Origin of the sequence: Arthrobacter gandavensis, from assembly GCF_039528575.1 — a bacterium.
GTDB lineage: Bacteria > Actinomycetota > Actinomycetes > Actinomycetales > Micrococcaceae > Arthrobacter_B > Arthrobacter_B citreus_B.
Window position 1 is genome coordinate 43893 of sequence record NZ_BAAALV010000007.1, and the last position, 11437, is coordinate 55329.

Sequence of the window (11437 nt, forward strand, 5' to 3'; positions counted from 1 at the left end):
ACACATAGATGAACGCAGTTACCCCTGCGCCTGAAATCTGGGACGTCCTGCAGGACGCGGCCCGTGCGGCCATGTCCCACGCCTACGTTCCCTACTCCCGCTACCCTGTGGGAGCGGCCGCGCTGACCGATGACGGCCGGATTGTTTCCGGCTGCAACATCGAGAACGCAAGCTACGGCCTGACCCTCTGCGCCGAATGCTCCATGATCAGCCAGCTGAACATGACCGGCGGCGGACGCCTGGTGGCCTTCACCTGCGTGGACGGCCAGGGGGAAATCCTCATGCCGTGCGGACGCTGCCGCCAGCTGCTCTACGAATTCCGGGCACCTGGCATGCAGCTGCTGACCGTCAGCGGAATCCGGACCATGGACGAAGTGCTGCCCGATGCTTTCGGACCCCAGCACCTGGAAGGGCAGGCAGGCAAATGAGCGAACGTTTTGACACCGTGGACATCATCCGCGTGAAGCGGGACCGGGGCACGCTGAGCCCGGAACAGATCGACTGGACGATCGACGCGTACACCCGGGGCGTGATTGCCGACGAGCAGATGGCCGCCCTGAACATGGCGATCCTCCTCAACGGCATGAACCGCGAGGAAATCTCCCGCTGGACCGCTGCGATGATCGCGTCCGGCGAACGGATGGACTTCTCCTCCCTGGGCAAGCCGACGTCGGACAAGCACTCGACCGGCGGCGTGGGGGACAAGATCACCCTGCCGCTGGCTCCGCTGGTTGCCGTCTTCGGCGTGGCCGTGCCGCAGCTCTCCGGGCGCGGCCTGGGCCACACCGGCGGAACGCTGGACAAGCTCGAGGCCATTCCCGGCTGGCGTGCTGCGCTCAGCAACGACGAGATGATGGCTCAGCTCGCAGACGTAGGAGCAGTCATCTGTGCGGCCGGGGCAGGCCTGGCGCCGGCAGACAAGAAGCTCTACGCACTGCGCGACGTGACCGCCACGGTGGAAGCCATCCCGCTGATCGCCTCCTCGATCATGAGCAAGAAGATCGCTGAGGGAACCGGCTCGCTGGTCCTTGACGTCAAGGTAGGTTCCGGCGCGTTCATGAAGAACGTCGACGACGCCCGCGAACTGGCGCAGACCATGGTCACACTTGGTAAGGATGCCGGGGTCAACACTGTGGCGTTCCTCACTAACATGTCCACTCCGCTGGGCCTGACCGCCGGAAATGCGATCGAGGTCCAGGAATCCGTGGAGGTGCTCGCCGGCGGTGGTCCGTCCGACGTCGTCGAACTGACCGTGGCGCTGGCGAAGGAGATGCTCGCTGCGGCGGGCCAGCCCGACGCCGATCCGGCGGCAGCGCTGAAGGACGGCCGTGCGATGGACGTGTGGCGCCGGATGATCTCTGCCCAGGGAGGTGACCCGGACGCTGAACTGCCCGTGGCGAAGGAATCGGAGACCATTGTGGCCTCCGCAGACGGTGTTCTCACCAAGCTTGACGCCCTCTCGGTGGGCGTTGCTGCCTGGCGCCTCGGTGCCGGACGCGCGCGGAAGGAAGACGCCGTCCAGGCCGGAGCGGGCGTCCGCCTGCACGCCAAGCCGGGCGACACGGTCAAGGCCGGCCAGCCGCTGATGACGCTGCTGACGGACACGCAGGAGAAGTTCGAGCGGGCGAAGGAAGCCCTTGAAGGGGCTGCCGTGGTTTCCCCGCAGGCCGCCGGCATCCCGCCGCTGATCATCGACCGGATCGGCTAGCTGCCCATATCTTCACCGAGATAGCAGAAACTGCCCGTATGAGCCTTCATACGGGCAGTTTCTGCTATCTCGATGGGGGAGGACGCCGGGGAAAGGCCCGGGACTCAGGGTTCATGCAGGGTGACTCAGGGTGTTTTGGGGGACTTGCCCGGTGACGGGCACTGTTGCGGAAGTGGCATCGTTGTAGATACAGATACCGACCCAAGGAGTGCCGCCCATTGGACGTGCTAAACGCCGTAATGGACACCATCAACGACTTCGTCCTTACCTACTCAGGCGCCCCCTGGGTTTACCTGGTCCTCTTCGCCTGTTGCCTGCTGGACGGCTTCTTTCCCCCGATCCCGAGTGAATCGCTGGTAGTTGGCCTTTCGGCACTGGTGTTCCTGGACGGCGGCCCCAACGTCTGGCTCATCGCCGTCTCAGCTGCGGCGGGTGCCTTCATCGGGGACAACATCGCCTACGCCCTGGGCCGGACCCTGCGCACTGACAGGTTCCGCTGGATGCGGGGACCCCGGATGCAGCGGGGCTTCGTCTGGGCCGGCCGCGAACTGGAGAAACGGGCGGTGTCCCTGGTCCTGATCGCACGGTTCATTCCGGTGGGCCGGGTGGTGGTCAACCTGACAGCCGGAGCCACCCGTTACCCGCGGCGCATGTTCGTGGCGCTGACGGGAATGTCGGCAATCCTCTGGGCTGCGTATTCGGTAGCGATTGGTGCCCTGGCCGGTGCCTGGTTCAAGGAGAACCACCTGCTCGCCGTCGTCGTGGCCATCGCCGTCGCCATGGTACTGGGCCTGATCATCGACCGGATCATTGCCAAACTCCGCGGACCGACGCCCATCCGGACCCGCCAGCCGCTGGAAGCCGGAGTCAACTCCGAGCCTTAAGCGCTCCGGGTGCCGCTCACGTAGAGTTGGCGTGTGACTGAGCCCATTACGAATCCCGCTGCCCTTTCCAGTTTCGACATCCGTGTTCTGCCCAAGGTATCGCTGCATGACCACCTCGACGGCGGGCTGCGCCCGGCCACCATCGTGGAGCTTGCCGAAGCCGTTGGACACGCGCTGCCGTCCACAGACCCCGTTGCCCTGGGGGAATGGTTCCGCGAATCAGCCAACTCCGGTTCCCTGGTGCGTTACCTGGAAACGTTTGACCACACCATCGCCGTCATGCAGACCCGCGAAGGCCTGGTCCGCGTTGCCCGTGAGTTCGTCGAGGACCTCGTTGACGACGGCGTGGTGTACGCCGAAGTCCGCTGGGCACCCGAGCAGCACCTGGCCGGCGGCCTGAGCCTGGATGAAGCCGTTGAGGCCGTGCAGGAAGGCCTTGAAGCAGGCGTGCAGGCGGCTGAGGCCGCAGGCAGCCTGATCCAGGTTGGCCAGCTGATCACCGCCATGCGCCACGGCGACCGCGGCCTGGAAATCGCCGAACTTGCCGTCCGCCACCGCGACCGCGGAGCCGTCGGCTTCGACATCGCCGGCGCCGAGGACGGCTTCCCGCCCTCGCGTTTCAAGGACGCCTTCACCTACCTGGCCGAGCAGATGTTCCCGGTGACCGTCCACGCAGGCGAAGCCGCCGGCGTGGAGAGCATCTCCGACGCCCTGGTTCATGGCCGCGCACTGCGCCTGGGGCACGGCGTGCGGATTGCCGAGGACATCGAAGTGGACTTCGAAGACGAAGAAGCGCCCGACGCCGGTGAGGACGCCTCCGTTGGCATGGTCACCCTGGGGAACGTGGCGGCCTGGGTCCGCGACCGGGGGATCGCCCTGGAGATCTGCCCTTCCTCGAACCTCCAGACTGGTGCCGTTGAATCCTTCGGGCCGGACATCGAGTCCCATCCGATCGACCTGCTGTTCCAGACCGGCTTTGTGGTCACCGTCAACACGGACAACCGGCTCATGAGCGGCGTCAGCCTGACCGACGAGTTCGAGCTGCTGGCAGCCACCTTCGGCTACGACCTGGACGATCTGCTGGAGCTGACCCTGAACGCAGCCAACGCCGCGTTCCTGCCGCTGGAAGAACGCGCGGTGCTCGCCGAGTACATCACCGATGGCTTCAGCAACGCACGTGACTGATTCCCCGAACGGCAGCGGCAACCTGGGTCCGGCGTTTTCCCGCCTGGCCCAGGTTGTTGCGCAGCTGCGCGAACGCTGTCCCTGGACCGGAGCCCTGAGCCACGAATCCCTCCTCGAGTACCTGCTCGAGGAGAGCTATGAGGTTATTGAAGCAGTCGAGGCCGGGCATACCCGGGCCGAGGACGCACAGGAACTTGGCGGAGAGCTTGGCGACCTGCTCTTCCAGGTGCTGCTGCACGCCCGCCTCCAGGAGGAATCCGGCAACTTCTCGATTTCCGACGTCGTCACCGGCCTGACGGACAAAATGATTCGCCGCAATCCGCATGTGTTCCGCCCCGACGGTTCCCTGCAGGACTCCACCACCGGGGACACCGAGGAAATCGAGCAGGCATGGGACGCGGTGAAGAAACTGGAAAAGCACCGCAGCACCCCGTTTGAAGGTATTCCCGCCGCCCTTCCGGCGTTGGCGCTGGCCGCCAAGACACAGCAGCGTGCACGGCGTGCCGGGCTCACGGTGCCGGAAACCGTGTCCGGTGTGCCGGACTTCGAGGGCGAGGATGAGCTGGGCGACCTGCTTTTCGAAACCGTCCGCCGGGCCGCGGAACGGGGCATCGACCCGGAGGCTGCCCTCCGCCGCGCTGTCCGCCGGTTTACGGCACAGGGCCCCGGCGCTGCCGATTGACGCATCGAGGCCTTACTCCCACGCCGGATTCCACTAGGCTTGGACCAGACAGCGTGGTCCCCGTCATAGGCCTGGCTGTAGTTACCAACCCAAGTTCCAATGAACAGGAGCATTCCCATGGCCATCATTGATGCCATTCACGCACGCGAGATCCTCGATTCCCGCGGAAATCCGACCGTAGAGGTCGAGGTACTGCTCGACGACGACACCTTCGGCCGGGCAGCAGTTCCCTCCGGCGCTTCGACCGGCGCCTTTGAAGCCAACGAACGCCGTGACGGGGAGAAGGACCGCTACCAGGGCAAGGGCGTGCTCCAGGCCGTCGAAGCCGTGATCGACCAGATCCAGCCGGCGCTCCTGGGCTTTGATGCTGCAGACCAGCGGGCCATCGACCAGGCCATGATCGACCTGGACGGCACCGAGAACAAGTCCGGTCTGGGGGCCAACGCCATCCTGGGCGTCTCCCTCGCAGTCGCCCGCGCAGCTGCCGAATCGGCTGCCCTGCCGCTCTACCGTTACCTGGGCGGCCCGAACGCGCACATCCTGCCCGTTCCGCTGATGAACATCCTCAACGGCGGCTCCCACGCAGACTCCGACGTCGACATCCAGGAATTCATGATCGTTCCCCTGGGTGCCGAAACCTACTCCGAGGGCCTGCGCTGGGGCGTTGAGGTCTACCACAACCTCAAGTCCGTGCTGAAGGAGCAGGGCCTGTCCACCGGTCTTGGCGACGAGGGCGGCTTCGCGCCGAACCTGCCGTCCAACCGTGCGGCCCTGGACCTGATCCTCGAAGCAATCAAGCGTGCCGGCTACGAGCCCGGCCGCGACATTGCGCTGGCCCTGGACGTCGCCTCCTCCGAGTTCTTCAAGGACGGCGCGTACGTCTTCGAAGGCCAGAACCGCAGCGCCGGGGAAATGTCCTCGTACTACGAGGAACTGGTCCGGGATTACCCGCTGGTCTCCATCGAGGACCCGCTGGACGAAAACGACTGGGAGGGCTGGAAGGCCCTGACCGCGAGCATCGGGGACAAGGTCCAGCTGGTGGGCGATGACCTGTTCGTCACCAACCCGGCCCGCCTGGAGACCGGTATCAAGGAAAACGCCGCCAACTCCCTGCTGGTCAAGGTCAACCAGATCGGCACCCTGTCCGAGACCCTGGATGCCATCACCATGGCCCAGCGTGCCGGCTACACCACCATTACTTCGCACCGTTCCGGCGAAACCGAAGACACCACGATCGCTGACATCTGCGTGGCCACCAACGCCGGCCAGATCAAGACCGGTGCTCCGGCCCGTTCCGAGCGCGTAGCCAAGTACAACCAGCTGCTGCGCATCGAGGAAGAGCTCGACGACGCCGCACGCTACGCAGGGCGCAGCGCTTTCCCGCGTTTCACGGCCTAATAACACCGCCTCCGGTGGGTACCCTCGATAGTGGGGGTGCCCACCGGTGCTGTGTTCGGTCCTGCATGGTCCTTCCCTGCACTGCAGGCGCCGCCGGCAGGCAGGAATCCGGAAGAGCCCGCACAAGACAGGAGCAGCATGTCCACCCGACGCCCGAAGGTTCCCAGGCCCGCCGGCCAGCCCGGCGCAGCTCCGCGGCGCTCCGGCTCTTCAGGGGAAATACGCGCCACCGGTTCCTCAGGGACCGCCGGTGCCAGGGAAACCAGGACATCAGCCGCAGCAGGGACCCCGGGACGGAAACCACCGCAGCCGCAGTCCGCCCGGCCCGCCAAACCGGCCAGGGCGGCCAAGGCCAGGCCCGCTGATCCGTCAGAGGCCCGCGCCGCTGCCCGCCAGGAACTGGCTGCGGAAATCCGCCGGGATGTCCCCGCCGCCGACACCACCGCCGCTCCAACCCGGACCGAAGCCAGCCTCAAGCCCGTCCCCGCGAAGTCGTTCTCCGGGCGGCTGCTCGCCCTGGGCATCGTGATGGTGGTCATCACCGTGCTGCTGGCACCATCGGTCCGTACCTTCCTGCAGCAGCGCGCAGAGATCGCGGCACTTGAGGCCGAGATTGCCCGTGAGCAGGAGACCGGACGGGAACTTCAGGAAACGCTGTCCCGCTGGGAAGATCCGGCCTTCATCAAGGCACAGGCCCGGGAACGCATCTTTTTGGTGATGCCGGGGGAGACCCGCTACCTCGTCAAGGGCGAGAATGGTGTGGAGGACGTGGAAGAGGCAGCAGCGCAGGCTCCCCAGGACCTGGAATGGGTCGATGCCCTCTGGGATTCGGTGGTCCGCTCCGCCACCGCGCCCTGACCCTTCCGCCGGGCACAGTAGGCTGGTGCATTGGAACATCATCATTTCGGGTCCGGTGCGGACCCCCAGGAAGGACCTTCCGGCATGACCCCAGAGCAGCTCACCCCGACCCAGGAAGACCTGGAGACCCTGAGCCGTCAGCTTGGACGTCCGGTCCGCGACGTCGTCGAAATCGGCGCCCGCTGTGTCTGCGGTAACCCGCTGGTGGCTACCACCGCCCCGCGTCTGAGTAACGGGATTCCTTTCCCCACCACGTACTACCTGACGCATCCGGTCATCACGGCTGCAGTTTCCCGTCTCGAGGCAGCAGGCCTCATGACGGAAATGACCGCGCGGCTGGAACAGGATCCGGAACTTGCCGAACGGTACCGGCAGGCACACGAGGCCTACCTCAAGGTCCGCAACGAGATCGGCGAACGGACCGGAACGGGGCCGGTGCCGGAAATCGACGGGGTTTCGGCAGGAGGCATGCCTACCCGCGTGAAGTGCCTGCATGTCCTGGTGGGTCACTCGCTGGCCGCCGGGCCCGGCGTCAACCCGCTGGGGGACGAAGCGCTGGACGCTGTCTCTGAATGGTGGACCCGCGACCGCTGCTATTGTGTTGGCGCATGGGACACCAGCAGTCCTGCACCCTCGCGTGACCTGAGCCGCCACACCAAGACCCAGGGCCTCTCTGCACAGGAACTGGACCGGAAACGGGCTGCCCGGCGTGCGGCCCTGCAGGCTGAACGGCAGGCAGCAGCAGGGGAGCAGGAGGACAGCATGGAACACCCGGAAGAAGCAGGAATGCCGGGCGGGGTTGTCCGGGTAGCGGCAGTGGACTGCGGCACCAACTCGATCCGCCTCCTGATCGCGGACGCACGGACAGAGAACGGGACCACCCGGCTCACCGACGTCGTGCGCCTGATGCGCATTGTCCGCCTGGGCGAAGGCGTTGACGCAACCGGGCGCCTTTCGGACGCCGCACTTGAACGCACCTTCGCAGCCGCCGACGAATACGCCGGGCTGATCCGCGAACACGGGGCACAGAGAGTGCGTTTCGTCGCTACGTCTGCGACCCGCGACGCCGAAAACCGCCAGGAGTTCACCGACGGCATCCGCACCCGGCTGGGTGTTGAACCCGAGGTCATTTCCGGAGACGAGGAAGCAGCCCTGTCCTTTGCCGGAGCCGCAAGCGTGCTGGCCGGCGAATCAGGAGCCCGGACCGTCGTCGTGGACCTGGGCGGCGGCTCCACCGAATTCGTCCTGGGGATCGACGGCGAAGTGCTTGCCGCCAAGAGCACGGACATGGGCTGCGTCCGGTTCACCGAACGCCACCTTGTCTCCGACCCGCCCACGGAGGCGGAGATCGCCCTTGCCCGAGGCGACGTCCTGGACATGATCGCCCAGGTCCTGGAAACCGTTCCGCTGGCCACCGCCGACCGGCTCATCGGCGTAGCCGGAACCATCACCACGGTGAGCGCACATGCGCTGAAGCTGCCGGAGTATTCCTCCGAAGCGATCCACGGCACCGAGCTCAGCAGCGGAGCGGTGGACCACGCTGCTTCCTCGCTGATCCATATGAGCCGTGCCGAGCGCGCCGCTCTTCCGTACATGCACCCCGGGCGGGTGGACGTCATCGGTGCCGGTGCGCTGATCTGGCAGACCATCGTGGACCGCATGGAGGAACTGACTGACGGGCGAGTGGCCTCCGCGATCACGTCGGAGCACGACATCCTTGACGGCATAGCCCTGAGCGCGCTTCGGTGAGCGGGGAAGCAGGACGGCGCCGGAACCCGGGCGCCGCGTTCAAGCGTGCTGTGGGTGCCGGGACGTTTTCCCTCACCGCCGTGATCCTTTTTCAGCTGGCTGTTCCCCAGGCCGCGCACGCGGACGAGTGGCGGGACAAGCAGTACTGGCTTGCCGATTACGGAATTACCGAAGCCTGGAAGAAGTCGCAGGGCGAAGGCGTCAAAGTCGCCATCATCGACACGGGCATCGACACCAGCCATCCCGATCTCTCCGGAGCGGTCACCGGGGGAGCGGACGTATCCGGCGCCGGGGATCCTTCGGGAGCCCGTGGCCTGGGCATTAATCCCGAGCACGGAACCCTGGTTGCCACCCTCCTGGCCGGACGCGGGCACACCGCCGAAGCTGCGGAAGGCGAGGAGCCTGCGGAGGAAGCGAAAGAATACACCGGCCCCGGCAACGGCCCGGACGGGATCATGGGGGTGGCCCCGAAAGCGGAAGTGCTCTCGGTGTCCGCCTGGATCGGCGGCGCCAACCCCGGCGGCATTCCCATTGACGACCAGCTGCCAAATGCGGTCCGCTGGGCCGTGGACAACGGTGCCAAAGTCATCAACATGTCCCTGGGCTCATCCTCGACGGCGTGGCCGGAAAGCTGGGACGACGCCTTCCTCTACGCCGAACAGAACGACGTCGTTATTGTCGCTGCGGCCGGAAACCGGGGCATCGGAATGACCCAGGTAGGGGCACCGGCAACAATTCCGGGTGTGCTGACTGTTGCCGGACTCGACCGGCAGGGAAAGGCCAGCTGGGATTCCTCCTCCGAAGGCATCAGCATCGGCGTAGCTGCGCCTGCCGAGAACCTCGTGGGCGGCCTGCCCGGCGGACCCTCGCGCTATGCCGAGTGGTCCGGAACCTCAGCCGCTGCACCGCTGGTTTCCGGCGTTGCGGCCCTGATCCGCTCCGCCTACCCGGAGCTCACCGCCGCGCAGGTGATCAACCGCATCATCACTACGGCCAGGGACAGCGGTGCCCCGGGCAGGGACACGCTGTACGGCTACGGCATTGTTGACGCCGCCGCCGCACTGAACTCGGACGTTCCTGCCGTAGCGGGCAACCCGCTGGGGACCATCGAAGAATGGATCCGCATCCACCGCCGCGGAGAGGCACCGGCCGCAGACGCCCCCGCGCCGCCGCCGGGCCAGAGCCTTCCGGATATTCCGGAGCCGCAGGTTCCGGAAGCAGCAGACCCGCGGGCCGGGAACGACCCGCTCCCTGCAGGGCTGGTCCTCGGTTTCGGCGGCCTGATTCTGCTTGTAGGGGCCGGCGGAGCCATAGCCGTCCTTCGAGTGAAACGCTCGGCCCAAACCGGGCAGCCGGACCCCGAACCCGCAACGGACGACGAGGCACGCGAAGATGACCTTGAACACCCGGCGGCACCGGCTCCGCAGCGCTAGCGGCATGCTGGCAGGCGTATTCAGCACCTGGCCTGTGAAAGCCGTCCACGGCTGCGGCGAAAGGTAAAGAAATCTATTCGTGCGACTTAGTGAAGACTTTCACAAGTCGGGTAGGATGTTGCCCATGGCATCGCAAACACAATTCTCTGATCGTCCCCGCGTTCTGGTGGTTGGCGGTGGCTACGTCGGTCTGTACGTAGCCAAGAACCTCCAAAAGAAGGTCAAGGCCAACGGCGGGATCGTTACGGTAGTGGACCCGCTGCCGTACATGACCTACCAGCCCTTCCTTCCCGAGGTAGCCGCCGGCACCATCAACGCCCGCAACGCGGTTGTTTCCCACCGCATGCACCTGAAGGACACCGAGCTGATCTCCGGCAAGGTCGTGGCCATCAACCACGCCACGCACACCGCAACGGTGGAGCCCGCAGACGGCGGCGCACCGTTCGAACTCAGCTACCGCGACGTCGTCATGGCTGCCGGTTCCGTGACGCGCACCTTCCCGATTCCGGGCCTCGCCGAGGTTGGCATCGGTATGAAGACCATCGAAGAAGCCGTTGAAATGCGGAACAAGGTGCTCGAGCGCATCGAAACCGCATCCCTCATGACAGACCAGGCGGCCCGCGCACGCGCGCTGACCTTCGTCGTCGTCGGCGGCGGCTTCGCCGGCATCGAGACCATCACCGAAATCGAAGACATGGCACGCGGCGCCGTGCGCGAGAACAACCGCCTCAAGCGTGAAGACCTGCGCTTCGTCATGATCGAAGCAATGGGCCGCGTGATGCCCGAGGTCAAGCCCGACCAGGCCGAATGGGTTGTCGCCTCCATGCGTGAGCGCGGCATTGAAGTCCTGCTCAACACCTCGCTGGCCAGCGCCGAAGGCGGCCTGCTGAAGCTCATCAACATGGCAGACAAGTCCCCGGCCGGTGAATTCGAAGCGGACACCCTCATCTGGACCGCCGGTGTTCAGGCCAACCCGATGGTTCGCGCCACCGACTTCCCGATCGACGACCGCGGCCGCGTGCGTGCCAACGCCGAACTGCGGATCACCGGCGACGACGGCCCCCTGGAAGGCGCATGGGCGGCCGGCGACGTTTCGGCTGTGCCGGACCTCACCGGTGGCGGCGTAGGCGGCTTCTGCGTTCCGAACGCCCAGCACGCAGTTCGCCAGGCCAAGCGCCTGGCCAAGAACCTGCTTGCCGACCGCTACGGTGAGGGCCAGGTTGTTGAATACCGCCACAAGAACCTCGGCGCTGTAGCCGGCATGGGCCAGTACAAGGGCGTTGCCAACATCATGGGCTTCGGCATGAAGGGCCTCCCGGCCTGGCTGGCCCACCGCGGATACCACGGCATGGCCATGCCGATGTTCGAGCGCAAGTTCCGCGTGATTTCCGGCTGGGCCTCGAACTTCTGGTTCGGCCGCGACTTCACGCAGCTGATGCACCTGAAGAACCCGCGCAAGGCATTCGTGGAGGCGGCAACGCCTGCCAAGAAGCCCGCAGCCAAGTAAGTACAGCGAAACTGCCATACAGCGGCGGCCGAC

10 protein-coding genes and 1 pseudogene are annotated in these 11437 nt (G+C 66.0%); all 11 read left to right on the forward strand.

All coding sequences use genetic code 11. From position 1 onward, the window contains the following. Positions 1-8 precede the first annotated feature (8 nt). Positions 9-428 carry a cytidine deaminase gene (locus ABFX29_RS13785; protein WP_152228743.1) on the forward strand — a complete coding sequence of 140 codons (420 nt, stop codon included), beginning with the start codon at positions 9-11 and terminating at the stop codon, positions 426-428. Then, positions 425-1708, forward strand: coding sequence for a thymidine phosphorylase (locus ABFX29_RS13790; protein WP_152228742.1), 1284 nt, complete (start codon positions 425-427; stop codon positions 1706-1708). Before ABFX29_RS13785 ends, ABFX29_RS13790 begins: the two co-directional genes overlap by 4 nt. A 239-nt stretch (positions 1709-1947) precedes the next feature. Further along, entirely contained in the window at positions 1948-2592 is a 645-nt protein-coding gene (locus ABFX29_RS13795; RefSeq protein ID WP_152228815.1) for a DedA family protein, read from the forward strand. Positions 2593-2625: 33 nt separating this feature from the next. Beyond that, positions 2626-3777 carry an adenosine deaminase gene (locus ABFX29_RS13800; RefSeq protein ID WP_152228741.1) on the forward strand — a complete coding sequence of 384 codons (1152 nt, stop codon included), beginning with the start codon at positions 2626-2628 and terminating at the stop codon, positions 3775-3777. Further along, a complete protein-coding gene (locus ABFX29_RS13805) occupies positions 3770-4459 on the forward strand; it encodes a MazG nucleotide pyrophosphohydrolase domain-containing protein (RefSeq protein WP_246167595.1) in 690 nt (229 codons plus the stop codon). Before ABFX29_RS13800 ends, ABFX29_RS13805 begins: the two co-directional genes overlap by 8 nt. A 117-nt stretch (positions 4460-4576) precedes the next feature. Continuing rightward, positions 4577-5857 (forward strand): phosphopyruvate hydratase, encoded by a 1281-nt coding sequence (gene eno / locus ABFX29_RS13810; protein WP_152228739.1) that lies wholly within the window; start codon positions 4577-4579, stop codon positions 5855-5857. 138 nt (positions 5858-5995) lie between these two features. Next, positions 5996-6715 (forward strand): FtsB family cell division protein, encoded by a 720-nt coding sequence (locus ABFX29_RS13815; protein WP_246167593.1) that lies wholly within the window; start codon positions 5996-5998, stop codon positions 6713-6715. Positions 6716-6799: 84 nt separating this feature from the next. Beyond that, positions 6800-7390 (forward strand): annotated as a pseudogene (locus tag ABFX29_RS13820) (DUF501 domain-containing protein); the annotation flags it as partial. Positions 7391-7399: 9 nt separating this feature from the next. Beyond that, on the forward strand, positions 7400-8464 hold the full coding sequence (locus ABFX29_RS13825; protein ID WP_428830569.1) for a Ppx/GppA phosphatase family protein: 1065 nt from the start codon (positions 7400-7402) through the stop codon (positions 8462-8464). Further along, complete coding sequence (locus ABFX29_RS13830; RefSeq protein WP_420831144.1) at positions 8461-9897, forward strand: S8 family serine peptidase; 1437 nt, start codon at positions 8461-8463, stop codon at positions 9895-9897. The genes ABFX29_RS13825 and ABFX29_RS13830 overlap by 4 nt, the downstream gene beginning before the upstream one ends. Before the next feature lie 124 nt (positions 9898-10021). Further along, positions 10022-11404, forward strand: coding sequence for an NAD(P)/FAD-dependent oxidoreductase (locus tag ABFX29_RS13835; RefSeq protein ID WP_152228737.1), 1383 nt, complete (start codon positions 10022-10024; stop codon positions 11402-11404). The last annotated feature ends 33 nt before the right edge of the window (positions 11405-11437 follow it).

Coding starts and splice junctions, on each gene's coding strand:
- ABFX29_RS13785 (WP_152228743.1), top strand. CDS start 9: ATGAACGCAGTTACCCCTGCGCCTGAAATCTGGGACGTCCTGCAGGAC.
- ABFX29_RS13790 (WP_152228742.1), top strand. CDS start 425: ATGAGCGAACGTTTTGACACCGTGGACATCATCCGCGTGAAGCGGGAC.
- ABFX29_RS13795 (WP_152228815.1), top strand. CDS start 1,948: ATGGACACCATCAACGACTTCGTCCTTACCTACTCAGGCGCCCCCTGG.
- eno (WP_152228739.1), top strand. CDS start 4,577: ATGGCCATCATTGATGCCATTCACGCACGCGAGATCCTCGATTCCCGC.
- ABFX29_RS13815 (WP_246167593.1), top strand. CDS start 5,996: ATGTCCACCCGACGCCCGAAGGTTCCCAGGCCCGCCGGCCAGCCCGGC.
- ABFX29_RS13835 (WP_152228737.1), top strand. CDS start 10,022: ATGGCATCGCAAACACAATTCTCTGATCGTCCCCGCGTTCTGGTGGTT.